21 protein-coding genes, 1 pseudogene and 1 riboswitch are annotated in these 25,379 nt (G+C 42.8%); of the genes and pseudogenes, 10 read left to right on the top strand and 12 right to left on the bottom strand.

The genetic code is table 11. The features are described from left to right. Nucleotides 1–40 precede the first annotated feature (40 nt). From R7P36_RS01425 to metA, 4 genes are all read right to left on the bottom strand, one after another. Entirely contained in the window at nucleotides 41–2,197 is a 2,157-nt protein-coding gene (locus R7P36_RS01425; protein WP_213899325.1) for a GGDEF domain-containing phosphodiesterase, read from the bottom strand. Continuing rightward, the gene (locus R7P36_RS01420) at nucleotides 2,197–3,126 is read right to left on the bottom strand and encodes a phosphate/phosphite/phosphonate ABC transporter substrate-binding protein (RefSeq protein WP_053303129.1); all 930 of its coding nucleotides are present in this window, start codon (nucleotides 3,124–3,126) and stop codon (nucleotides 2,197–2,199) included. Before R7P36_RS01420 ends, R7P36_RS01425 begins: the two co-directional genes overlap by 1 nt. 267 nt (nucleotides 3,127–3,393) lie before the next feature. Further along, nucleotides 3,394–4,119 carry a type IV pilus biogenesis/stability protein PilW gene (gene pilW / locus R7P36_RS01415; protein WP_017820928.1) on the bottom strand — a complete coding sequence of 242 codons (726 nt, stop codon included), beginning with the start codon at nucleotides 4,117–4,119 and terminating at the stop codon, nucleotides 3,394–3,396. A gap of 179 nt (nucleotides 4,120–4,298) precedes the next feature. Further along, nucleotides 4,299–5,240 (bottom strand): homoserine O-acetyltransferase MetA, encoded by a 942-nt coding sequence (gene metA / locus R7P36_RS01410; RefSeq protein ID WP_005377792.1) that lies wholly within the window; start codon nucleotides 5,238–5,240, stop codon nucleotides 4,299–4,301. A 340-nt stretch (nucleotides 5,241–5,580) separates the two neighbouring features. Here metA and R7P36_RS01405 point away from each other — a divergent pair, with 340 nt between their 5' ends. The 3 genes from R7P36_RS01405 to R7P36_RS01395 all read left to right on the top strand — a co-directional run bounded on the left by R7P36_RS01405 (nucleotide 5,581) and on the right by R7P36_RS01395 (nucleotide 7,797). Beyond that, nucleotides 5,581–5,967 (top strand): DUF6559 family protein, encoded by a 387-nt coding sequence (locus R7P36_RS01405; RefSeq protein ID WP_005377791.1) that lies wholly within the window; start codon nucleotides 5,581–5,583, stop codon nucleotides 5,965–5,967. Between the two features lie 123 nt (nucleotides 5,968–6,090). Further along, complete coding sequence (locus R7P36_RS01400) at nucleotides 6,091–6,426, top strand: DMT family transporter (RefSeq protein WP_069593657.1); 336 nt, start codon at nucleotides 6,091–6,093, stop codon at nucleotides 6,424–6,426. A 420-nt stretch (nucleotides 6,427–6,846) separates the two neighbouring features. Continuing rightward, nucleotides 6,847–7,797 carry an LpxL/LpxP family Kdo(2)-lipid IV(A) lauroyl/palmitoleoyl acyltransferase gene (locus tag R7P36_RS01395; protein ID WP_053303308.1) on the top strand — a complete coding sequence of 317 codons (951 nt, stop codon included), beginning with the start codon at nucleotides 6,847–6,849 and terminating at the stop codon, nucleotides 7,795–7,797. A gap of 70 nt (nucleotides 7,798–7,867) precedes the next feature. Here the strand turns inward: R7P36_RS01395 and R7P36_RS01390 are convergent, their stop codons facing one another. Continuing rightward, nucleotides 7,868–9,340 (bottom strand): carboxypeptidase M32, encoded by a 1,473-nt coding sequence (locus tag R7P36_RS01390; RefSeq protein WP_017820931.1) that lies wholly within the window; start codon nucleotides 9,338–9,340, stop codon nucleotides 7,868–7,870. 223 nt (nucleotides 9,341–9,563) lie between these two features. Between R7P36_RS01390 and R7P36_RS01385 the strand changes: the two genes are divergently transcribed. Both R7P36_RS01385 and R7P36_RS01380 read left to right on the top strand, forming a co-directional pair. Next, entirely contained in the window at nucleotides 9,564–10,199 is a 636-nt protein-coding gene (locus R7P36_RS01385) for a LysE family translocator (protein WP_017820932.1), read from the top strand. Then, nucleotides 10,199–10,765: a hypothetical protein gene (locus R7P36_RS01380; RefSeq protein WP_005385713.1), complete on the top strand. Its 567-nt coding sequence runs from the start codon at nucleotides 10,199–10,201 to the stop codon at nucleotides 10,763–10,765. Before R7P36_RS01385 ends, R7P36_RS01380 begins: the two co-directional genes overlap by 1 nt. A gap of 118 nt (nucleotides 10,766–10,883) precedes the next feature. Here R7P36_RS01380 and R7P36_RS01375 read toward each other — a convergent pair whose 3' ends face one another. After that, a complete protein-coding gene (locus tag R7P36_RS01375) occupies nucleotides 10,884–12,260 on the bottom strand; it encodes an alanine/glycine:cation symporter family protein (RefSeq protein WP_005377785.1) in 1,377 nt (458 codons plus the stop codon). A 122-nt stretch (nucleotides 12,261–12,382) separates the two neighbouring features. Further along, nucleotides 12,383–12,482, bottom strand: a riboswitch (glycine riboswitch). A gap of 527 nt (nucleotides 12,483–13,009) precedes the next feature. On the opposite strand from R7P36_RS01375, the gene R7P36_RS01370 reads away from it, so the two are divergent. Then, the gene (locus R7P36_RS01370) at nucleotides 13,010–13,168 is read left to right on the top strand and encodes a hypothetical protein (protein WP_005377784.1); all 159 of its coding nucleotides are present in this window, start codon (nucleotides 13,010–13,012) and stop codon (nucleotides 13,166–13,168) included. 31 nt (nucleotides 13,169–13,199) lie between these two features. Then, nucleotides 13,200–13,934: a chromosome partitioning protein ParA gene (locus tag R7P36_RS01365; RefSeq protein WP_033905210.1), complete on the top strand. Its 735-nt coding sequence runs from the start codon at nucleotides 13,200–13,202 to the stop codon at nucleotides 13,932–13,934. Nucleotides 13,935–14,023: 89 nt separating this feature from the next. On the opposite strand, the gene R7P36_RS01360 is transcribed toward R7P36_RS01365, so the two are convergent. The 6 genes and pseudogenes from R7P36_RS01360 to proV all read right to left on the bottom strand — a co-directional run bounded on the left by R7P36_RS01360 (nucleotide 14,024) and on the right by proV (nucleotide 20,435). Next, a complete protein-coding gene (locus R7P36_RS01360; RefSeq protein ID WP_005377782.1) occupies nucleotides 14,024–14,407 on the bottom strand; it encodes a hypothetical protein in 384 nt (127 codons plus the stop codon). A 99-nt stretch (nucleotides 14,408–14,506) separates the two neighbouring features. Further along, nucleotides 14,507–14,867: pseudogene (locus tag R7P36_RS01355) on the bottom strand (VOC family protein). A 146-nt stretch (nucleotides 14,868–15,013) separates the two neighbouring features. After that, the gene (locus tag R7P36_RS01350) at nucleotides 15,014–16,963 is read right to left on the bottom strand and encodes an LTA synthase family protein (protein ID WP_005377780.1); all 1,950 of its coding nucleotides are present in this window, start codon (nucleotides 16,961–16,963) and stop codon (nucleotides 15,014–15,016) included. A 194-nt stretch (nucleotides 16,964–17,157) separates the two neighbouring features. Beyond that, nucleotides 17,158–18,165, bottom strand: coding sequence for a glycine betaine/L-proline ABC transporter substrate-binding protein ProX (gene proX / locus R7P36_RS01345; protein WP_005377779.1), 1,008 nt, complete (start codon nucleotides 18,163–18,165; stop codon nucleotides 17,158–17,160). Further along, nucleotides 18,158–19,243, bottom strand: a complete 1,086-nt coding sequence (gene proW / locus R7P36_RS01340; protein ID WP_005377778.1) for a glycine betaine/L-proline ABC transporter permease ProW — start codon at nucleotides 19,241–19,243, stop codon at nucleotides 18,158–18,160. The genes proX and proW overlap by 8 nt, the downstream gene beginning before the upstream one ends. Before the next feature lie 4 nt (nucleotides 19,244–19,247). After that, entirely contained in the window at nucleotides 19,248–20,435 is a 1,188-nt protein-coding gene (gene proV, locus R7P36_RS01335; RefSeq protein ID WP_017633996.1) for a glycine betaine/L-proline ABC transporter ATP-binding protein ProV, read from the bottom strand. 438 nt (nucleotides 20,436–20,873) lie between these two features. Between proV and R7P36_RS01330 the strand changes: the two genes are divergently transcribed. From R7P36_RS01330 to R7P36_RS01320, 3 genes are all read left to right on the top strand, one after another. Continuing rightward, a complete protein-coding gene (locus R7P36_RS01330) occupies nucleotides 20,874–22,754 on the top strand; it encodes a DUF294 nucleotidyltransferase-like domain-containing protein (RefSeq protein WP_005377775.1) in 1,881 nt (626 codons plus the stop codon). Beyond that, a complete protein-coding gene (locus tag R7P36_RS01325; protein WP_196363362.1) occupies nucleotides 22,754–23,500 on the top strand; it encodes a 3'-5' exonuclease in 747 nt (248 codons plus the stop codon). The genes R7P36_RS01330 and R7P36_RS01325 overlap by 1 nt, the downstream gene beginning before the upstream one ends. A 192-nt stretch (nucleotides 23,501–23,692) precedes the next feature. Next, nucleotides 23,693–25,351: a BCCT family transporter gene (locus R7P36_RS01320; RefSeq protein WP_005377772.1), complete on the top strand. Its 1,659-nt coding sequence runs from the start codon at nucleotides 23,693–23,695 to the stop codon at nucleotides 25,349–25,351. Nucleotides 25,352–25,379: the final 28 nt, after the last annotated feature.

The following is a 25,379-nucleotide window of genomic DNA, read 5'->3' as shown; positions in this document are numbered from 1 at the left end:
TACTAACGCGCTAAGCGGCAATAGTTAACAAAACGGCGTTCTAAGCAAAGTGATTGACGCTTTGAGCGCCACTCCCTCGTTGGTATTCAAATGCAATCAATTCCTCAGCAGGTACTGGCCTACCTAAGAAAAAGCCTTGTACGACGTCACAGTGGAGAGACTCCATTCGTGTGAGTTGAGTTTGAGTTTCTACGCCTTCGGCTACTACTTTCATTCTTAGGTTGTGAGCCATGGATACAATCGCGCGAACTAATGAATCGTCTTGATCGCTTTTTCGGATTTGAGCGATAAATGAACGATCAATCTTGAGCCCGTCAAAAGCCATATGTTGTAGGTAGGCAAGGGCTGAATACCCCGTACCAAAGTCATCTAGCCAAACTTCCACTCCGATACTTTGTAGTTTTTTAAGCACATATTGAGCTTTCTCTGTATCATCAATAAAAAGTGACTCTGTCACTTCAACATGAATGGTTTGAGGGGCGACATCATGTCGTCGTAAATACTTAGAAAATAATTGACTTAAATCTTGGCGATAGATTTGCCTTGGGGATAAGTTTAATGCGATGTGAAAATCCGTACCGAAATGTTCTGCCCACATTGCCCGCTGAGCAACTGCTGTCTCAATGATATGTTCTCCAAGCTCCAATATTAAATCACTTTGCTCTGCGATCGGGATAAACGATTCTGGACTGATATAGCCTTTCTCGGGATGATTCCACCTAACCAATGCTTCGACCCCAATTAGGCGATAGGTTTTTAGATCAAATTGTGGTTGATACCACAGCTCGAATTGAGACAAGTCACGTACTGAACGACGCAGTTCTCGTTCTATGTATAAACGTTGTTTAATCGTTTCATCAAACGTGGAGTCGTATATCGTCATAATGTCTTTACCGCGTCTTTTAGATTCCTGCGCCGCAAGAGAGGAAAGCTGTAAAAGAGATTCAGCGTTTGAACCAAATTCTGGATACACAGCAATTCCGAGGCTTGCCGTAATTTGAATATCGTTCTCTTCCAAACTAAAGGGAGAGAGTAGTTGGCGATGAATAGCGTGCGCTTTTTCTGTAGCTTCATGACTGTCCGAGCACGGAAAGGCCAGTACAAATTCATCCGCACCTACTCGACTTACGATGGTAGAAAGGCGGTAAAGCGGCTTAAAATAACTCGGCAAACGGCTTTGAAGCTCTGAAGCAAGATGGCCGAGCAATTTATCCCCAATGTTATGTCCGTAGTTATCGTTAATGTGCTTAAAGTCATCCAAGTCAATAAACACAACCGCGAGTGAGGGGGATTTGTGGTCAGTTATTTGCGTTTGAATATCAATGAGTAACTTTTCTCGGTTTGGCAGGGAAGTCAGAATATCGTGGTACGCCATGAACTCAACTCGGCTGGTGTATCGGTTCACTTTGTTTGACATTTTGTTGTACGCCGAAATAAGTTCTCCCACTTCATCTTTGCTTTGTATATCGGTGACTGGCAGCGCTTGGGTATTTGACTCTGAAAATTGATCTTTTAGTTGCTTGAGTGGCTTAGTTAACGACCGCCCCAAAGCATAAGCGATGATGCTACCGAATAGAACGGATATCCCACTGATCGTTAGCAGCAAGTTAAACATCTTCTGTTTATCGTTTGAGGTAATCGCTTGGACTTGTTCAATGTTCTGTTCTTTCTCTTCCAGTAGATGTATCAAGTTAAGCTCAAGATACACCGCCCCAAGAGTAATGTTTGATTGCTGAATCGGCGCTGCGATCTCCAACTGATGCTTGGAAAAGGAAACGAGAGTTCTAGATTCTTCTATTGCTTTCAAAATAAAAGGAGAGCGGTAATGAGGTTGGGCAAACATCCTTAGCTGAGTAGTGCCGTCGTGAAAGATTAGCCCTTCATTGTCAACAACATGTATTTTCGAGACATCTGGCTGGCTCAATGTTGCCTTAATTTGCTCATACGCTTGACTGATATTGTCTGTATAGAGTGGATCAAAAAGCTGTTTTGATAATAGCTCTGCATAAACCAACCCTTTTTGCTTAACGTAAGATTCTGTTTTTTCTTGAGAGTTGTTCGTGATTTGTTGAGTTAAGCTATTTGAATACGCATCGTAACCGTGCATGTATAACGCAAGATTTATCACCACAACAAACAAGACAACGAACATTGTCGAGCAAATGTATTTGGTTTCGAGTGAGAGCTTTTGAAACATCAATCCACCTTCGGTAATAAGTGAACTGACTTGCGCACTGTACTTAAGGAGGCTCGCATTTCTGGAGTAAGCGCGCTGAATTTTTTGGTGTTCTGAAACTTTTTAAGTGCGAGAGAGCCTTCGTGAGTTGTATCCATATCAAGCAGTATGGACGTGATTTTACGCTGTTGCTCTAGGCTCATGCTTGGAGAAGCGAGAATCAAATCCCTGGGTATTTCAACAGAACGAGAAAAAATCGCTAGTTTGTCTTTCATGTTCTCTGGCAAATCTTTGGGATTGTTCCAGTTGAAGTTACTGAATGCTCCTGCTGCAACTCTCTGTTTATATACCCATACAGATAGGTTGATTTCATTTGACTGAGCGAGTTGCTCATCAAGGAATAAATAACCAATGCTGTCTTTGGCCGGTTTGTCATCAGGAGAGGGAAGGTATTGCAGTTTTTCTCCGTGGTTCAGCAATGTAATCGCAGGTAGGTAATAGCTGCTGGTAGACGTGCGCTTTTCGAAAACAAGCGTTTTTCCGCGCAGGTCAGAAAGTGACTCAATGCCACTCTCTTTATTAGTAAAGAACACCGTATGATATTTTTGCAGGCCTTTTTTCCATCGTATAGCAAGAACTTGGCTATTAGACTCCTTTTCTAAGGTCATCGCATTAAAGGGGGTCGCCGTTGCAATTTGAACGGTGCCATTTTCAAGCGCAACCGCGAGCTGACGATAATTTTTAAATACCTTTACCGCCCCTTTTGCGTAACCATATTCAGTCATATTTTCAGTTACATACTGAGTAAGGGGCGTCGCTTTTTTGATTTTGCTTTGGGCTTTATTGGACACAATGCCAAATGTGAATGTTTTCTCAATATTTTCTTGTGCACTGACAACAAAAGGTGAACTCAGCAAAGTGAGTAATAACAGAGTGCAGGCAGGTTTCATCCGGCTTCAACTTCCTTCTGGTGCATGTCAGTAATATTTAGTATTTATCAATGTGCCGAAATCAATCTTAAAAACAGTATGATGTACAAATTTCGTTGTGTGCGCACTTTTTATAATGTGACTTGGTCACTTATTCCGTTCAAATAGTACCGAATTTGACGTTTATGTACAGGATGAATGTATCACCGTGAGTCTGAATTCACTGGATTCTTGGTCAAGCGCTGTATTGGCTGTGAGCTAATGCGCCTTATGTATCGCTATTTTGTACTAAGAAAATTTTTCCAATTGTTTTTGATACTTTTTCTCGAGAGCTTCATTGCCTGCTGCACGTTCAAGTTGAATCATGAGTTGCAAAGAGGGCTTCTTCACGCCATACATTTGATTGAATCTCATTAATCGAATTCTAGCTTCAGTATAATCACCGCTATCAATTTCTATTTTAGCGAGTTGCAAAATCGATTTTGGTCTATGAGGGTCATGATCGATAGCTCTAGTAAAGTAGTATCTCGCTTTGTCTTTATCTTGTGATTTTAGCGCACAAAAAGCTGCATTCTCATAGCTTGCTGGAATAAGGTAGTAATAAGGCTGCTCAATGGCTCGATTAAACATCTGATCGGCTTTTTCGAAGTCACCTCGCTTGCAAAGAAAAGTACCGTAGTTATTGAGCACATTTCCGTTTTTAGTGTGTTGGCGTAGAGAGCGTTTATACATCTGTTCGGCTTTAATATCTTCACCAACCGTTTCGTAGTAGTGAGCCATAGATAATTGCGCGCGATAGTATTGAGGTGCGTGGTTTAAGGCTTGTTGTAAGTTATCATGCGCGCGAATCATGTTACCGCCGTCTAAATAACCTAAGCCAAGTGCGATACGTGATTCTGCCATTGCCACAGGATCGGCTTTAACGACAGGGCTTCCATCTTCTTTCACCGTCACGCAACCCACGAGTGCAAACTGAGACAATAATATTAGTGCACCGAGCTTTGCTGTTTTCATTCTTTATCCCTACATCCCTGAATCTTTCTGCATGATATGAATTACTTAGCAAAAACCTATTGAGGAAAAAACACTATGCGATCAGGTTTGCAAACTGTTATGAAAAAGCCGCCATATGGCGGCTTGGTTCACATATTACATTTCGGTAATGATGAGTGCTTTGTTTGCTTATTTTGAAGCTAATCGTCTTTAGTGAAAGCATCTTCACTGAAGTGATCGAGATCGTACGGTGTTTGCTGATAAACACAGTAGTTCAGCCAGTTTAAAAAGAGGAGGTGTCCATGGCTTCTCCAGCTTGCAATTGGTGGGTTATCTGGGTTGTTGTTTGGGTAATAGTTGACAGGAATAGCGGGCTCCATACCTTCGCTTAAATCTCGGATATATTCATTATGTAAAGTGTGAGAATCATACTCAGGGTGTCCTGTGACAAAGACATTTCGTTTGTCTTTTGTGGTGGCCAAGTACACACCTGCGACATCCGATGTCGCTAAAATGTCTAAGTCAGTATGCTCTTCTAGAAAGTGAGGCGAAAAATCTGCGTAACGCGAGTGAGGAGCCAAAAACGTGTCATCAAATCCGCGTAAGATAGGGTGAAACTGATGATGGATTTGATGATGATACACGCCTGAAAGTTTTTCTTTACGCGTTTTTTTAGGTAGATCGTAGAGTAGCTTTAACCCTGCTTGCGCAGCCCAGCAAACATAAAGAGTGGATGTCACATGATCTTTTGCCCACTCCATGATGGTTTTGAGATGATCCCAATAAATGACATCTTCAAATTGCACCAAACCTAATGGAGCCCCAGTAATGATCATGCCATCGAAGTTTTTATCTCGCACCATTTCAAATTGGCGATAAAACGTGTCTAAATGTTCAGTTGGCGTATTTTTACTCGGGCGGTTATCAATGCGCAGTAATTCGACGTTAACCTGTAGTGGGCTGTTTGAGAGTAGACGCAGAAACTGAGTTTCAGTCTCTATTTTTTTTGGCATCAGATTAAGGATCAGCACTCTTAAAGGACGTATTTCCTGACTCGCTGCACGCGTTTCACTCATCACGAAGATGTTTTCTGTCCTTAATACATCGGTAGCTGGTAATTGATCTGGAATTCTAATTGGCACGACTTTCTCTCCCTAAGTATAGTCAATCTAGACGTCTATACTTCTAAAGCTAACTTAATTAAGTTTAGATGTCGATACGAAATCCGACTTTTCAATCTACTCTTTACATTATGGTAAACCGTACTCGGGGTTGTCACACAATTGTGACTAAAGCAGAGTTTCTGATGAGATAGGTTTGAAACGCAGTGTGTACTATTTCCTGGTAATTATGCGATCACGTTAATATGTGAAGGTGACTTCGTAGTAAGGAAGTCTCAAATTAATGAGCCATACTAAAAACAATCAGCTCACCATTTTGCATTAATGTGCATGTTTGGAAACATCGTCAGTGGAGGACATTATGTTCGGTATTTTCAAGAGAAAGACAAAGATTCAGAGCATCGCTCAAGAAGTTCCTTGCGTGCTACTGCATTCGTTTGGTGATAAAGACATTTATACGCCGGAAGAGATTGATCAAGCTCTTCAAAAGCTGGGTTATGATAAGAGCAAGGATATCAGTCATTATCAGTATGCGTATGGAATGTTTGCCGATGAAGCCTCTTACGAGCTCCTAGAACTAACGGATGAGCTAGGTAATTATGGTCATTTCCAACGTGAAGTAGGTAAGATGCTACTCAATACACCTGAGCCGATTGATATGCATATCTACTTTGAAATTTCTCGTCAGCACCAAAACGTCAGCCTTTCACCTGGTCATCAAAAAGTAAGCGAAAGTGATGGTGTGTAAACATCGTTAGTGGTATTCCATCGTGAGATGAGTTGGGTATAATGCGCGGTCTAATTATCCGGACATGTTGTCGGTTACATTTCTGTTGAGCGTTAATGCCTTATGTTCAAAATGCTTGTCTCTATGCCACCAATGTTGGCGCTGTCGATAGCGATTGTATGTGAAGTGATTGCCACTTCTTATATTCCCAAAACAGAGCAATTTACGAAAGTAATGCCGAGCACAGTCGTTTTGATTGGTTACGGCATCGCTTTCTTCTTGCTTTCCGTCACAGTGCAAACAATGCCTGTCGGGGTTGTTTATGCCATATGGAGTGGTGCTGGGATCGTTTTGGTTGCGACGGTTGGTTACTTTGTTTACGGACAGCGTCTAGACTTACCAGCCCTAGTTGGTATTGGGTTTATCATCGCAGGTGTGTTGATCGTAAATTTATTATCCAAAACAGTAGGGCACGAATAACGCCACTCTACTTGTTAAGTGAATAAGAAGCCGCAGCGAGAAATTGCTGCGGCTTTTTAGTACAAATTCAATCGCTAATGGCGAGTATTGATATGACGTCTTATTGTTGTATTCATAACGGTCGCATTATGTGATTGAAAAATAGACATTATTTAGCGCATTGAAAATACAAAGTTATGTTTCTTCAAACTTTAGGAAAGGGCAGTAGATAAATCACTCCGATAGATGTTAACGTGGCGACTCATCTTTACTGCTTTTTCATTCCCTACATATTTCTGCAAAGTTCTTATTGTGTAGTGTGTCGAAGAACCATAGAATCCGCGCGCTTTAATTTATGTTATTAGCGTTATCAATGATAAAAGTGCAGTCCATTATCATTGTTTTTATCACTTATAGATGGGCACATCTGACAATACTTACATGAACAAATACAAAAAGCCTGCTTTCAAGGCCGAATTTCTTTTGCCTCGTTACTGGGGAACGTTAATTATCATTAGCGTGATGTACTTACTTAGCCTCCTTCCTTTTAAAGTTCAACTAGCTTTGGGACGCAACATTGGTCGTTTAGCTATGCGATTCATGAGAAAACGTCAAGTTACGATCAGACGCAATCTTGAGCTTTGCTTCCCTCATATGGAAAAATGCCAACGCGAAGCAATTCTAAAAGACAACATCGACAATACTGGCATCGCACTTTTTGAGACCGCAATGGCATGGTTTTGGTCAGATAAACGGGTAAACAAACACGTCACGATAAAAGGCATGGAGCATCTAGAGGCTTTAGAGAAGTCAGGCAAAGGTGCATTAATGTTGGCCGTACACTCAATGAATCTAGAGTTAGGTGCTCGAGCTTTTGGCATTAAAAAGTCTGGAACCGGTGTTTATCGCCCAAACAATAATCCGTGCTTTGATTATTTTCAGTATAAGGGACGCTCTCGCTCTAATCGTACACTGATTGATCGTAAAAACGTCAAAGCCATGCTTGAATCACTTAAAACGGGTGAGCGGGTTTGGTATGCACCGGACCACGATTATGGTAACCGACGCTCGACATTTGCACCGTTATTTGCCGTTAAAAATGCTTGTACTACGACAGGTACAAGTTTGTTGGTTGATTCTACAGATTGCGCCATTGTGCCTTTTACGATGGTAAGAGGAAAAGACGGACACTATACCCTAACCATTAGTGCGCCCGTCGAAGGTTTCCCGAAAGAGGATCATCAACGCGCCGCCGCATTCGTGAATCAAATAGTTGAAACATCAATCATGGCAAGTCCGAGCCAGTATATGTGGCTTCATCGTCGGTTTAAAACTAGACCAGAGGGTGAGGACTGTTTGTACAAGCCTAGGCTCATCCCTAGCTTGGCATAACACATAGATAGCCTACAAAAAGCTCAAGGAACATACGAACCTTGGGCTTTTACTTTCTATTCTTTTCGCTTTATAAGTAGCGATCTTTTAGGTGAGCTTGAAAGTGTTTAGCATTCAGTGTTTCACCCGTGGCTTGTTTTACCAACTCATCAGTGGTGAATAAGCTCCCTTTACTCCAGATGTTTTCCGAGAGCCAATTGAATATCGGAGCTAAGTCGCCAGAACGAATAACCGCATCTACATCGACGGTTTGTTTCATTGCTGCCATAAATTGTGCAGCGTACATCGCACCGAGCGTGTAGGACGGGAAATAGCCAAAACTTCCGTCTGTCCAATGGATATCTTGCATACAGCCATTTTTGAAGTTTCCTTCGGTTGATAGCCCCAAGTACGCTTTCATCTTTTCGTTCCAGAGTTCTGGTACATCTGTATGTTTGATGACGCCGTTCATGAGATCTCGCTCAATTTCATATCGAAGAATAACGTGAGCAGGATATGTAAGTTCGTCAGCATCTACGCGAATAAAGCCTTTTTCTACGCGAGTGTAAATTTTGGCTAAATTGTCTTTTTCGAATTCACTACCAGAAAAATGGTTAGAAGCCAGTCGAGCGAGGTGATCGATAAACGCGCTGCTTCGTCCTATTTGCATTTCAAAGAAGAGTGATTGTGATTCATGAATACCCATAGAGCGAGCTTCTCCCGCGGGTGTTCCTGATAAATCTTTTGGTAGCCCTTGCTCGTATCGAGCATGGCCAGTTTCGTGGACAATCCCCATCAATGATTGGACAAACTCGTTTTCATTATAACGTGTCGTAATACGTACATCTGTCGGTACACCGCCACAAAATGGGTGGGTACTCTCATCAAGTCGACCGTGTTCAAAATCGAATTGAAGTAGCTTCATGACTTCCAAACCGAGCGCTTTTTGCTTTTCCGCAGGGTAGTGTGCAGTTGGCAATAAGATGTTGTCTGATTGTTGTTTTTCAAGCGCTTCATCGATCAAAGTAGGAAGCCAGGTTTTCACGTCAGCAAAAAGAATGTCTAACGACGCAGACGTTGTGCCAGGTTCATAAACATCGAGCATGGCATCATAAGGAGTCGTGCCATTTGCTTCGGCTCTAATTTGCGCTTCTTCCTGCGATAGCTTTACTACTTCAGCCCAGTTCTTTTCAAAACCAGCCCAGTCATTTTCTCCACGTTGTGTACGCCATGCATGTTCACATTTGGAGCCAGCAAGAGATTGAGCTTGAACTAATGATTCTGGTAGTAAGTTAGCTTGCTGCCACCCACGCTTCATTTCTCTTAGGATAGATTTTTCTTTTGTAGACAGCGTGTCTTCTTCTGCCTGAGCGAAAAGCTCTCCCAAGTGCGGTTGAGTCATTAAAGAATGGATATGTACATCAAGCTCTGCCGTGGCATTCGAGCGTGCTTCAGCGCCACCAGGTGGCATGACCGCTGCTTGATCCCAATCTATGATGGCAGATAGATGCTCAAAATTTGCCACTTTTTTGGAATGTTCAACGAGTTTTGTAAATGCGTTCATGTGACTACTCTTATTCTTTTGTTCTTTCCCTAAACACCCGATAACGGGTCCTTCATATGGTGTTGCACTAAGCAACCTGCGTTAATTTACTAATAATTAACAATTAACTCCAACCCATTGTCCATAAACTCACCCAGTTGTATAGCTCTCTTAAAAAAGAAGCTTGCGAATCTTGTGGATTGGCGGTATTGATGAAGGATTGACAATTAATTATCACGATAATATGGATATTTTGAATTTCGAGGCATTTATTATTGCCATTACGATTTTAACGTTAACGCCAGGTTTAGATACTGCACTTGTTATCCGTAACACTAGCCGCTCGGGCCTAAAAGATGGATGTACAACCAGTCTAGGGATTTGCTTTGGCTTATTCGTACATGCTTTTTTTTCTGCGGTTGGTATCTCGGCGATTCTTGCGCAATCAGCAGAGTTGTTCCAAATCGTAAAAATGATTGGCGCAGCTTATCTTATCTGGCTTGGTTTGAGCAGTTTAAAAGCGCTAATGTCGTCGAAAGATGGATTGACCGTGACCGAGCAGATTCACGAAGTGTTTAATGGTAAGCGCTCTTTTAGAGAGGGCTTTCTTTCTAACGTCTTGAACCCGAAAACGGCGGTCTTCTATTTGGCTTTCTTACCACAGTTTGTGAATCCAGAAGGTTCACCCTTGCTTCAATCAATGATGATGGCATCTGTACACTTTGCTATTGCGATGGTTTGGCAGTGTGGTTTAGCTGGCGCGCTTAACTCGGCTAAAAATCTACTAAAGAATGCAAGCTTTATGAAGTGGATGGAAGGCGCGACGGGCGCAGTATTAGTCGCACTTGGTGTGAAGTTATTAATTGAAAAACCCGTTTAATGCGTAATATTTATCGATTGTTGATACTACTCGCTGTATTTATTGTGGGGATAGGTGCCGCTGTTGCTTGGCATACGTGGCCACAAGTACAGTTTGCGCAACGCGGCATGATCTGGTCTTGGCACTGGGGCTACTTCGAGCCTTTTGCTAATGGAATACAACAAACGCGAACTCAAGACACTAAACAGTTATTGCTCAGGCGTGTGTATTTGCATGACGCTATTGTCGTTTTTGTTTCGACAACTATGGACAATAAATTTGAGGTCGACGTTGTAAAAGAGCAAACCTGTGAACCTAAAACGACGACTTGGGCTTCGGTCTCTGTCAATCATCAACGTGTCAGGCATGTACCTATGGTGTGCGATGCGTTTGGGCAAGGCTACTTTTATCGCTACATCGGGAAACATCTGGAATCGATTGAGGTTGGTGTCGGCGACTCGTTTGTAACAGAAGCATTTTTAGACTGGCCGCTATCAGAGTTGAAAGCGGATCAATTCAAGCAAAAAAATGCGAAGTTTTTTGAAGAACGTGGAGAAAACGTTGAGCATCAATGGTTGAGAGATTAACCATTTAACCGAAGATAAATAAAGCCCGCTAAATAATAGCGGGCTTTATGTTTTTACCATTTCTAATGTGCTTTGCTCTCCGTTACTGGTAGTTTGTGACCGAACAGCTGTCATTTCACTAAGCTTTCACTGCTTCAACTTCACCTGATTGCGATGTTGAGCTAAAGAACAGTTTGGTTTCTGCCAGTACGACGTGACGCAGTGCGATCAAACCAATCAGGTTAGGAATTGCCATCAGACCGTTTACGATATCAGCCAGTAGCCAAATCATATCGAGGTGAAGGAATGCACCAGATGCCACCAAGCCAACGAAAATCAGTTTGTATGGAAGCACAGCTTTAGTTCCGAACAGGAACACAACGCAACGCTCACCGTAGTAGTTCCAACCAAGAATGGTGGTAAAAGCGAAGAACATCAAACCGATTGAGACGAGCATAGGGCCAAATGTATCTGCATTTAAACCCACCGCAAAAGCATGAGTCGTCATCGCGGCGCCTGCTAGGTCACTTTGCCATGCACCGGTCAGGATTAGAGCAAGGCCTGTCATGGTACAAATAATGATGGTATCGAAAAAGGTACCCGTCATTGAAATTAGGCCTTGTTTAACACAAGAGTCTGTCTTCGCTGCTGCTGCTGCCATAGGCGCGCTACCCAAACCTGATTCATTTGAGAACACACCGCGAGCGATACCTGATTGGATTGCCAACATGATGCTTGCACCTAGAAAACCACCAGTCGCTGCTGTTGATGTAAAGGCTGAAACCAGCACTAATTCAACGGCATTGAACAATTGGTCTGCATTCATGATGATCACGCTTAAACACGCCAACACATAAAATACAGCCATGGTAGGAACCACTTTTCCTGCAACGTTAGCAATGGATTTGATGCCACCCAAAGTTACGAAAGCAACCAAAAGAGTTAGTACAAAGGCAGATAGCTCACGGTTAACACCAAGAGATATCTCACTTGCATCCAGAATCGCGTTTACTTGTGGAAACGTACCGATACCAAAACAAGCAACACCTAAAGCAAACACTGCAAACATGATCGCGAGAGCTTTTGAGCCAACACCGTATTGCAAGTAATACATTGGGCCACCAATCATTTGGCCTTTATCATCGACTCTTCGGTACTTAACCGCCAACAAACATTCGGCGTATTTAGTCGCCATTCCGAAAAGGGCAGCGAGCCACATCCAGAATAGAGCGCCTGGTCCACCTAGTTTGATTGCTGTGGCAACACCAACAATGTTACCAGTACCAATTGTTGCTGAGAGTGCAGTACAAAGAGCTGCAAAGCTAGAAACGTCACCTTGAGTATTAGATGACTTATCTTTACTGAATACCATCGCTAGCGCTGTTGGGAGGTGTTTAAACTGGATCAAGCCAAGGCTAAAAGTGAAGTAAACACCTGTACCCACTAGCAAAATAAGCAGCGGTGGACCCCAGACAAAATTATCGATGGTTTGTAGTAAAGATTGTAGGTTGTTCATGATTTCCCCTTAATAAAACAACTAATAAGGAGAAGAGGGAAAGGACGAGATCAACGATCTCTAAAAGAACTAAGCTATTGGCTGTAGGCGGGAAGGCCAAGCAAAATAGTTAGGTTGTAACTTTCCACTCCTCTGTCCTTTTGCCTGAGAGTTTCACCTTGCGTGAGTGCAAGACTTGCTCCTTCGGCGACCGATTTAACGGTTCTCTCCAGAGGTTCCTCCAACTACAGTCCCCGCTACCTAGGTAGCACCTGAAATAGTTAATTCTTCGGCGAGTTATGCTAATCAAATGTTAAAATTTGATTAATAACCACTCTCCTGCAGTCTTCATCGGAACAATTACTCAATTAAATGAGTAAAGGTTAGTTAATGATGCTGGTCATCATTAACGTGTGAACTCTATCATGTTTTTGGTCCATTTCAACACCCTATGTCAATTTATTTTCAATGAAATAACCTTATCTATTTTCATGAAGGTATGTTTGCCAATCTTTTTGTGCGAGTCACGGCATAAATAAAATTTATTGGGTTAGGGAATGGAACCCAAAAACACTTCAGAACAATAAATGTGTTTCGATCGTTACGACATAAGTTATTCAATTAAGGACACAAAATTGATTAAAATCGGAGCACTTATTTTAAAATCTACGCTAAGTTGACCTTATGGTACGTATAAATGGGTTACAATGAATCTTTGTGAAACAGTCTACGGACCTAGGCAGTTTTTCATGAGTGGACAAGGAGGCGGTATGACCAGATTATTAGCCATTGCGGTGTTGATTGCAGTAGCATTTGTGCTGTTTCGTTATCGAACCAATGAAAAAGTCCAAAAAGCGACCGTTATAACATTAATTGGCGCATTTCTGATTTATACAGCATCAATTATGTTTGCGGAATTGATCCGCTAGCAAAGTAAAAGAGTCCTTGGAGTAGTATACGGTGAGTTCTCAGAACAAAATGGAAGAGCAAGACGACGTAGTTGTCATTGAAGAGCGTGACAAACGTACGCATATCTATATCGCAATCGCTGCGGTGTTAGGCTTGGCATTTGGTGGCCTTGTTGGATCGGTTGTCACTGCGAACAAGTGGGAATCGACTTACCACGTATTAGAAGAAAAGTATCAAGCACTAACGCAAGATAAAACCCAGTTGGAATCTCAAGTAAAAGTGCGTGAAGAGGCGCTTGACCAAGAAATACAAAACCAAGTTAGTGAGTTACTTGCCGCGAAAGACGAAGCGCACCAGAAAGCACTTAAGAAGTTGCAAAAGCAATTGACTGAGGTCGAGAAGGTCAACTTGTCACTAGAGTCTCAATTGAAGCAGCAGGCAGATAAGATCAACACGACGAAGTCAGAAAATGAGAAGTTGAGTCGTCAAGCGGATATGCAAGCGACTATGTTTGAGCGGTCCCGCGAAGTATTCCAGAAAGAGCTGAAAATTTCGCAAGAATTAGAGTCTCTCGAGAAAGAACGGTCGAAATTATTACCTAAGATTGAGAAACTCAAGAAAGAGTGTGACGTATTTTTAGAAGGCAAATCTTGGGACGTGAAGTCGGACGCGTGTGATAAACATGATGAAGCTAATTCACGACTAAGTCAGGTCGATCAAATGATTGAAGTCTATAAAATGGACCTCAAACAAATCAAAGCAATAACGGAAGATATCGGCCTTTAAGTCTTTTGTATCCGGTTTTGAAAAGCAAAAGGAGCTCTTTAAGAGCTCCTTTTTCGTTGTTAGCTATGACTTTTAGCCTGTCGCGTATATTAGATTCGTGAGGCGTCATAGCCTGAGGCGAGCAGGAGCTCTCGTTCGTGTTTAATCAGCTGAGCTCGATCTTCAATTAGTTCATTGAGTGCTTGAGATGGCTTACCTGCTAATGCTTTGAACGAAGCAAAAGATTCCGCGGTGTCGATTTTATCAATCATCTGACTGATGACATTACGAGCCTCACACGGGTTACTCGTCGTTGTAAAGTATTCTACTTGCTTTGCTGCCGATTTCATCTCAGTTAATAGCTCAAGCGGGCTACTTTCTTTGGCTACTGCCATGTAGTTATCCAGCACGCGCTTTGCATAAAGCAGTTCTTTGAGGGGGATATCTCTTCCGCTCTCGATTAGGGATTCGCTAAGGATCATACTTGAGCTCATGGGCATTCCTTCTTATTACTACGCCGCTTTTGATGTTTCCTTGAGTCTAATTTATTGAAGTCACATTGGGAATGGGTAAAAAGCATTTTTAACGCATTTTTATTCATTTATGAAAACACGAATGCGATGCTTATCTGGATCGATAGCCATAAAATTTAACCCATACACTGATGTCGCTGGTGGTTGAACAAACTCAACACCTAGGTCTTTCCAGCGCTTGTAAATGCGCTCTAGCATATGACTATTGGGCACCGATAAAGACAACTCGGTGCCACCACCTCTAATTCCGCTGTAGGGTGAAAGATTATCTCTTTGCTTGAGTGTCAACGTTAAGCCTTCGGTCAGTGGAATAGCGGCGAAGGTTGGAGACAACTGCGTGACTTTGCGTTCGAACAGTTTCGAATAAAAAACTTGGCTGGATGTCCTCAACGTAGAGAACGAATGAATTGATAGTCAGCATGGTTTGTTCCTTAATCAATTAGAAATAGTAGGGGCAATCTAACGGAAAGGAACGACAGGAGTTGTCAGTAGAACATTCTCGAAGGTAAGTGACAGAATAAGAAAAAGGAGCCGTTTAGCTCCTTTTTATCAGCGGAATCATTGGTATTAATGAGTGTGTTTGGAAGAATACCAGTTGTTTTGATACGCTTTAGATGCAAATAATGCGTTTGCTTTTGCACGCTCGATAATAGACTCGTCCACCTCTAGCGGCTTCATGGTTTGGTCTTTAAAGTCGTACGCCAGGGTCGATATCTTTTCACCAGGGGAAAGCACAACGAGATTGTCGCGCGTTAAATAACCAAAGTTTTTGTCGTATTGCATCATTGCGCGTTCATCTTCGCGAGCCAGTGGCTTCGTTAAATCACGACCAATCATCGGTGTTTTAGCATCTACCCCAATCAGAGATAACAGTGTAGGCGGCATGTCTATGTTGTTTGCTATGCGGTCATCTTTACGTGGTTGAATGCCTTTACCAAGGATCAATGCTGGAATGTGAAAGTGCTTAACTGGAACAAGGTTAGCGCCAGAAACACGTGCATCATGATCTGCAATTACAATGAAAATGGTATCATCCCAATAAGATGACTTTTTCGCCTTTTCAAAGAAAGTACCCAAAGCGTAATCGGAATATTTAACGGCGTTCTTACGCGTCATATATTCTGAATCGTATGGCTCAATTTTGCCTTTTGGATACTCATAAGGGCTATGATTACTTGACGTAAAAACTAAGCTAAAAAAAGGTTTGTCGCTTTTTGAAAGGCGTTCAAACTCTTCGTTTGCTTTGTTATATAGATCTTCATCACTAACACCCCAAGAGCCAACAAAGCTTGGGTTGTTATAATCGTCTTCTTCTACTATTTGATCAAAACCGTTACCAAAGAAGAAAGTTTTCATGTTGTCAAAGTTGGCTTCACCGCCGTAAATAAATTGCGTGTGATAGCCTTGAGCTTTCAGTAAGTCCGCGATGGTAAAGAAACCCGTTTGGCTTTTACTCAGCTTCACTACCGCGCGAGACGGAGATGGAGGAAAGCCCGTGGTTACGGCTTCAATTCCACGAACAGAACGAGTACCAGTGGCGTACATTTGTGTGAACTGCCAACCTTCCTTCATGAGTTCATCAAGGTTTGGTGTTAGAGGTAAACCACCCAAAGCACCGACAAATTGGGCGCCTAAGCTTTCTTGTAGCAAAATCACTAAGTTTTTATGTTTACCCTGGTAAGTCGCGGGGTTACTGTTCATGGTTGGGAGTAATGAAGGGGTGAAGTCGGACTTTGTTGATGAAGTGCGAACTAATTCCAACATCTTTTGAGTGTCCATTTTTCCGTAGAACTGCTCAGCACTCTTTTCTGACTTCATGCTATTAACCGCAAACAACAATGAGTAAGATGAGTTCAGTGCTAAGTCGTTAAGCAGTGGATCGTTAGAAAAGGCGACCATAGCAGGATTTAGCGGGCGGTGCCCTAAAGATGAGCGAGCACCTGCAACCCCAAAAAGAACAACGAAAAGTGCCAATAGTGGTCGCCATTTCCAGTTGACCTGCTGCGCCTTATCGGTCAGTTTCTTACTCCACTTCCAACCTAAAGTGATGGTTAAAACTGTACCTAACGCACCAATAAACAGTTCTAATTTGTAGCCAGTCCAGAGCATACTCAAGACTTCTTTTGGGTAGATTAAGTATTCCACAAACAGGCGGTTTGGACGTAGGTCGTATTCCTGAATGAATGGCGCTGTTGCTAGCTCCATGTATACAAGCACCCAAAGCCCTAAAACCATCCATATGCGTAATATTCGCTTCCAACACTCTCCCATCTTACCGGTTAATGGCATGAAGGTTGAAAACAGTGCTGGAAGAATAAATAACCAGCAAAGCGTTGCAATATCTACGCGCAAACCTTGACCTAGGATGTAAATTAAGTCGTTTAGAGAGTCAATACGGTCAATCTGCCAAAAAGCTAGCAAAACTCTTGAGATAGACAGAAATAGAAGCGAAAACAAAGAAAAGGCAGCAATTGGCTGCAAAGGCCCCCACACAGAGCTCTTTGATAAGTTTTTCATATTTATTCGAATAGTTTAATTGTTATGTTGTGTTGTTTTTAGCAAAGCAAGCGTGAAATAAACGTGAATTATAATGTGGGTTTATGGTCGAGTAGTGTAAGTGTTGGTATGTCTATGTAAGGGGGAGGGGCGTTTGTGTAAAAAAAGAGCCAGTTGATAACACCAACTGGCTCTAGAGGTTGATAAAGGCATGATTACATTGCGGCTTTCTTCGCTTCTTCGACCCATGCGTCGAACTTTTTCTGGTTCGCTTTGATCCAACCATTTACATGAGACTCGATGTCCGCTGAGCTGTTCTTACCTTGGCTCATCATCATATTCTGAGCACTAACATCATTGATATTTAGTTTGATGATTTCAAATAGCTTCGCAGCAGCAGGGTTTTTTTCCGTAAACTCTTTATTGGCAACGATGCGCATAGAGTTCATCTCGAAGCCGTAGTTCTTACCGTTCTCTAGTGTCGTATCAATGTCCTTACGCTCACCAGGAAGTGAAGAGAATGGCACTTCTAACCACACAACATCTTTCCCTGGAACTAAAACGCCACTTACCCAGTACGGTGTCCAAGTGTAGTAAAGAATCGGATCGCCTTTTTTGTAACGTGAGATCGTATCAGCGATAATCGCCGCGTAGTTACCTTGGTTGTGTGTTACTGTGCCACGAAGTTTGAAAGCATCCAACTGATGCTCAACAACCATTTCACACCCCCAACCTGGGTTACAACCAGTTAAGTCCGCTTTGCCATCGCCGTTTGCATCGAATAGCTTCGCCAATTTTGGATCTTTTAACTGACCAATGTTAGTGATGTTATATTTTTCCGCGGTTTTCTTATCGATCAAATAACCTTGCGCAGCACCACTTACGTATTGGCCTTTACGGAAGAACTTATCATCACCGCCCGACATCGTGTACTTATCGGCGTGAAGAGGGAACCAACCAACCGCTAAGAAAGTAGCATCACCTTTAGCAATAGAGGTGTAGCCTACGTTGTAGTCCACTTCTTTGGTCGGTTTAACATCGTAACCAAGCTCTTCAAGTGCGCGGTTTACGATCAACGTTTGAAATGTTTCTTCTGCAACGGTTGATTGAACAGGCTGAACAGTGACACCTTCACCCGGTAGTTCACTTGCCACACCATAAGTTGAAAATGCGATAGTACTTAGAGCTCCAACTGAGAGCGCTTTCTTCCATGAATTATTCATTGATGTTTCTCCTAAGTTTTAGATCGTCTTGGTTCGTCTTTGTTTTCAGTTTTAATAGGTATGAAACAGGACCTGTGTGATACCAGCGAAGTTTAGTGTTGCCCGCATTAACCCCTAACACCTGGGTGATACGGTCTAACAAAATCGCAAGAATAACGATGCCTAAGCCACCAACGGCAGCAAGACCCATATCAAGTCGGCCAATACCACGAAGTACCATTTGGCCTAAGCCGCCAACAGCAATCATTGAAGCAATCACTACCATAGAAAGTGACAGCATTAAGGTTTGGTTTACACCTGCCATGATAGTTGGTAACGCCAACGGTAACTGGATGCGATAAAGCATCTGTTTTTTGTTTGCCCCGAAAGAGTGGCCAGCTTCGATAAGCTCTTCAGGTACTTGCTGAATACCTAAAATAGTCAGGCGCACAACGGGAGGCAGGGCGAAAATGATCGTTACTACTACGCCAGGAACGTTACCAATACCAAACAACATAACAATTGGCACAAGGTAAACGAACGCGGGAGTCGTTTGCATTGCATCTAATATTGGCCTAACAAATTTGGCAGCGGTTTGGCTCCTTGCCAACCATATCCCCATTGGTAGCCCTATAAGCAAACAGAAGAAAACGGCGGTTAACACCAGTGCTAGCGTTGTCATCGCTTGTGACCACGCACCAATTAGGCCGATGAAAACAAGGGATACAAGAGTAGAAAAACCAAGTTTTACATTGGAAAACTGCCACGCTAGCAAAAATAAAATGAGTACCATTATAGGCGCAGGTGTAGACACCAAAGCAGTTTCAAACGACGTTAGAATAAAGTCGATTGGAACTCGTATTGCTTGGAAAACAGGTCGACCATGTTCCACCAGCCAGTTCAAACCGGATTCTACCCAGCTATCGAGGGGTAAAACCGCATCTTGGAATGGGTTCATAATATCGAATGGCGCTTGCTCTACAGTTTCTGAGTTGAGCCAATCATTACTTGGCGCGGCCTCTGTACCTTGCGACCAAGGATCATCTTGCGCAGGAGCAGTATTTGACCAGGGATCATTGTTAGTTTGCTCTGAAGACATCGTGTTAATCCTTATCTAGTGTTTGTAGAAGACGTGATTTAGTCACGACACCAAAGTAAGTTCCTTGCTCATCTACGACAGGCACGGCATAAGGAACACCAGCAACCAGACCCAAAATGTCATTAATTGACTGATCAGGCTGAAGAGTAACTTCATCCGGTAATTGAGCACTGGCTAACGAACGGTTTTCTTTATGAGCCAAACGTAGTGAATCAAGAGATACGATGCCGGAATATCGGCTAGATTTATCGACGACAATACCGTAATCACGGTCGTGATCCATCAGAATCTGCATCGCAGAGCCTGGACCGTCATTTTCCGATTTCTTAAAAACAGCCGCTGGCTTCTTGCGAGCGATATCTTTTGCTGTCAAGACACTTGCGATGTTTACGCCGCGGAAAAAGGCTTCGACATAATCATTTGCTGGACTGTGTAATATTTCATCAGGTGTACCAACCTGAACAACCTCACCGTTTTGCATGATGGCGATACGGTCGCCAATGCGCATTGCTTCATCCAAATCATGAGAAATGAAGACAATTGTGCGTTTGTCATCGTTCTGTAGACGAATAAGCTCATCTTGCATCTCAGAACGGATCAATGGGTCTAAAGCGGAAAACGCCTCGTCCATTAATAGGATGTCAGGATCACAGGCTAACGCTCTCGCTAAACCAACGCGCTGTTTCATACCACCGGATAATTCGTCAGGGAAAGATTCTGCATAAGGGTCTAAACCCACTCTTTCTAAGGCGGAAAGGGCACTTTTCTGACGCTCATTAACATCGATGCCGGCAAGTTCTAAACCAAAGGCGGCATTTTCAATCACCGTCATGTGTGGCATGAGTGCGAAACTTTGAAACACCATTGAGATATTATTACGACGAACTTCTCGAAGTTCATTCTCGGAGATGTGGGCGATATCTCTTCCTTTGAGATAAACACTACCTTTAGTCGGCTCAATGAGCCGGTTAAGAAGTCGAACAAGGGTGGATTTCCCGGAGCCAGAAAGGCCCATGATTACGAAAATTTCCCCTTCATTTATGGTGAGAGATACATCGTTTACGCCGACTGTTAAACCTGTCTGTTCAAAAATACCGTCTTTATCGACGCCTTTGTCGATAAGCGAGAAGGCTCTCTCTGGGTCTTCTCCAAACACTTTATACAGTCCCTTAACTTCCAGTATGGGATCCATGTTATCTGTCCTTTTTCGTGTGTTTATAACTGTTTAACGATTTGTACTCTAATTAATTTTAGTTCAACTTTCAACGAAAGGGGGTTGGTTAACTAGTTCTGCCGTGCATAGAGAATTCGTTGAGCAAGGTATGTTCAATTCTTATTTTTTATATTTAAAACAATTGCTTGTGATGTGTTTTTATCCGCCATAACGTTGCCCTGACGTAGGGTTGAATTTATTTTGAATTTTTTTGTACATTTCAACTCAACTCGCTTGCATAGATATAAGCTGTGATAGCTTAGAACTCTACATATAAAAAGGTTAGAGCTCTAATTTTTGGTTAAGGCTTGGTCCTGTGAAATCGGTTAGGTACTGTTATCCTTAGATTTATTTATTGCTTGATTTCACTCAGGGTGATATTTATCGCTGTAGTTTAGGCAACGTATGGAATAAAAAATGGAAGCCGAACAGTTAGAAGTGCTCAATTTCATTAGCCAGTACCCACCTTTTGATGACCTACCTGAAGAGCAGCTTAGAAAAATTGCTCTCAATGCCGAGGTTGCATACTTTCGGCAAGGAACAAAAATCCTTAACTTCGGAGATACGATCCGCGACTTGTATATGGTGAGAAGTGGGGCGGTAGAGATTTATCGACGTAAAGGTGAACTTTACAACAGGATTGATGCTGGTGGACTGTTTGGTCAGATGGGGTTGTTGATGAACAACCGCGTACGTATGCCAGCCAAAGCGATAGAAGACACTCTCGTTTACTGTATTCCGGAAAACATCTTCAATGAACTTTGTGATGAGTTTGAAAACTTTGCGGACTACATGGAACTGGAAGATAGCGCGCGTTTGCGAAGCGCAATATCTAGCCGCTCCGAAAGCAATGACTTTACCACCGCTAAGGCACGTAAAATCTTAGCAAGAGATCCAGTAACTCTGGAGGCAACGGCTTCAATTCAGGAAGCTGCGATACTAATGGCAGAGGAAAATGTCACCTCTCTGCTCATTATTCGCCCGACAGAGGAGCTCACAGAAGAAGATGATGAACAGCTGCTTGGAATATTGACTGATCGCGATCTTTGCATTCGCGTACTAGCTCAAGGTATTGATACCAATATTCCAGTGAGTGAGGTCATGAGTTATGACGTGGTTTCATTGGATTATAACGCCTATGTGTTTGAGGCCATGTTAACCATGTTGCGTTACAACGTGCATCATTTACCAATTTTAAAAGATAAAAAGCCGATAGGAATTATTGGCATGACGGACATCGTTCGTTATGAATCTCAGAACAGCCTATTGCTAGTGAGCTCTATTTTTCAGCAAACCAGTGTCGAGGATCTCAAGCAGGTTTCTGAACAAGTAAAAGACTGTTTCGTAAGAATGGTCAATGAAGATGCCAACGCGCACATGATTGGTCGAGCCATGTCGGTTATAGGCAGTAGTTTCAAACAACGCCTCGCTGAATTAGCTGAGCAAGAGTTCGGCCCAGCGCCCATTCCTTATTGTTTAGTCGCAATGGGTTCAATGGCGAGGGATGAGCAGCTAATTGTAACGGATCAAGATAACGCGCTTATTCTCGATAACAGTTATGACGTTGAGATTCACGGAGAGTACTTTGAAAAGTTTGCTAAATTTGTTTGTGATGGTTTAGCGGCATGCGGCTATGCTTATTGTACTGGAGACATTATGGCTACCAACCCAGAATGGCGAAAAACTCGTGCAGAATGGGAAGAATGCTTTGGAAACTGGATAGACAATCCAACCCCTGAGAGATTGTTAAATAGTAATATCTTTTTTGATCTCCTCGGTGTGCATGGGCGAGTGAAATGGGCGGAGCAATTAAGCAGCTTTATTGTGAGACGAGCGAAAAGAAATAACCGCTTTCTTGCTTGTATGGCGTATAACGCAATACGTAGGACGCCTCCACTGGGCTTTTTCAAAGACTTTGTGATGGAGAAAGATGGTCGTCATCGCAACTCGATTAACTTGAAGCGAAGGGGGACGGCTCCGTTGGCCGATTTAATACGGGTGCATTCTCTGGCAATCGGTTCCCGATCGCAAAACTCTTTCGACCGTTTAGATGACATTAATGATGCTGGCATTTTACCGAAAGGTCGAGGTTTGGATTTAAGGGATGCGATGGAGCTAATCTACATGGTTCGAATTCGTCACCAAGCCCTTGATATAGAAAATGGAGAAGAGCCAGACAACAATATTGAGCCGGAGAACATGTCTGAATTTGAACGTCGAAACTTAAAAGCAGCATTTCAAATTCTAAGTAACGCTCAGAACTTCATTAAGTTTCGATACCAGAGAAGTAGCAAATAATGTGGTTCTCAAAAAATGTAGAAAAAGAACAACCGTTGTTGGATACATCCCAGACGCCAGAGTGGTCAATGTTGTTCAAACAACTCGCTAAAGAAGCGAAAGACGAGAGGCTCAAACGCTATTATTCGACACCGATGGTTAATGGGGAAACACCAATTGAACAAGTGCCATTTGTCTCGGTAGACTTTGAGACAACAGGATTGAACTCGGAAGAGGATGTCATTCTCACGATCGGACTTGTGCCGTTTACTATTGATCGTGTTCAATGTAATGGCTCTGCTCATTGGGTCGTTAACCCAAACAGAGAGTTAAACCACGAGTCTGTCATTATTCACGGTATCACTGACTCAGAGGTAAAAAACGCGCCGCAGCTGTCTCAGATCTTGGGTGAAATATTGGATGCGTTGTCAGGCAAAGTGGTACTTGTTCACTATAAGAACATTGAAAGGCAGTTCTTTAATAACGCCTTGCTAAATAGCATCGGAGAGGGGATACAGTTTCCTGTCGTTGATACGTTAGATATTGAGTATGCGATACAACGCCGTGAATGCAGAGGTTTTATCAATAAGTTGAAAGGCAAGAAACCCGGTTCTGTACGATTAGGGCACGCTCGTGAAAGATATGGCCTCCCTGCTTATCAACCTCACCATGCCCTGACGGATGCGTTAGCAACTGCGGAGCTGTTTCAAGCACAACTGCAGTATCACTTTAATCGAAACATGCCAATATCTTCGGTTTGGCAATAGGCGTTATTTATGGTGAAAACAATAAAATGCAATGAGAGATAGGGGGCTTTAAGATTATGATGGCGGATTGAGTAACCGCTTATAAGAACAATGTTTTATGAACATGTGCTTGGTAGTGATGAAGACGTTTCATTACTCGAACTCCGACGAAAGTAATTTAAACTTGGTCACGTATTTTTAAGGAGATTATCCGTGAGCACCGATAATAACGGTGGCATTCAACGCCCCGATGGAAAAGTAAACGCAATAGATACTGACTATCAAATTGGTCAGGATAACGTTGCGCTAAAGGTAGGCCCATTTGGCCTTGATATTCACAACCGTGTTTTTGCAATTTCTGGCTTAGCAATCGTCATGTTTGTTGTGATAACACTATTATTCCGAGAACAGGTAGAGCCGTTTTTTGCAGACCTACGAGCGGGTTTGTTGCACAATTTAGACTGGTTTTTTCTCGCTTCAGGTAATATTTTTGTCATTGTCTGTGTCGGATTGATCTTCACACCATTGGGCCGTGTGCGAATCGGTGGTACTGAAGCAACACCGGATTACTCCTATGCCGGATGGTTGGCAATGCTATTTGCTGCAGGTATGGGCATTGGTCTCGTGTTCTTCGGTGTATCAGAACCGATGTCCCATTTTAGTTCTGCGATTGGTGGCGTGAGCGTTGAGAATGGTGTACGTACTGACTGGGCACCGCTAGGTGGTGCAGAGGGCGATGCAACTGCAGCTTCGGCATTAGGGATGGCTGCGACGATTTACCACTGGGCACTTCATCCGTGGTCAATATACGCGCTCTTGGCTCTTGGGCTGGCTATCTTTTCATTTAACAAAGGTTTGCCACTCACCATGCGCTCAATTTTTTACCCTTTGTTTGGTGAGCGTGTATGGGGTTGGACTGGTCATATTATCGATATTCTTGCAGTGGTAGCGACGGTTTTTGGTTTAGCAACATCGCTAGGCTACGGTGCATCTCAAGCCGCAACGGGTTTGAACTTCCTGTTTGATGTCCCAATGACCAATACGACGCAGGTTATATTGATTATTGGTATTACTGCGCTCGCTTTAATCTCTGTTGTGGCTGGACTCGATAAGGGCGTGAAGATCTTATCTGAAATCAATATGGGTCTTGCAGCACTGCTATTGCTATTTGTTATTGTTGTTGGCCCGACGATTGCGATTTTAACTGGTTTCTTCGAGAACATCGTTTCCTATGTGGCTAATATCCCTGCCTTATCTATGCCATTTGGACGAGAGGATGTGAATTACTCTCAAGGCTGGACGGCGTTTTACTGGGCGTGGTGGATTTCTTGGTCACCATTTGTGGGTATGTTCATCGCACGTGTGTCTCGCGGTCGTTCGGTTCGTGAGTTTATTATTTGCGTTATTCTTATCCCATCTTCAGTTTGTGTGTTATGGATGACGGCTTTTGGCGGTAACGCAATTAGCCAATACGTTAATGATGGCTATGAGGCGGTGTTTAACGCAGAACTGCCTTTAAAACTTTTTGCCATGTTAGATGTTATGCCATTGGCTGAGATAACATCTTTTGTCGGCATTATCTTAGTCGTGGTGTTCTTCATTACCTCTTCTGACTCAGGATCACTGGTTATTGATACTATTGCTGCGGGCGGTAAGGTCGATGCACCAACGCCACAACGCGTGTTCTGGTGTACGTTTGAAGGTTTGGTTGCGATTGCATTGATGTTGGGTGGTGGTCTAGCTGCTGCTCAAGCAATGGCGGTGACGACTGGTTTACCATTTACTATTGTTTTGCTTGTTGCAACGGTATCTTTGATAAAAGGTTTGATGGATGAACCTCGTCCAAAGGCGGTGTCTAAGAAATCAAAATAACTAGTATCAGCAGTTAAATTATTGATAA

Source organism: Vibrio sp. 397 (assembly GCF_033339395.1).
GTDB classification, from domain to species: Bacteria; Pseudomonadota; Gammaproteobacteria; order Enterobacterales; family Vibrionaceae; genus Vibrio; species Vibrio alginolyticus.
This window is presented reverse-complemented; position numbering and strand designations above follow the sequence as displayed.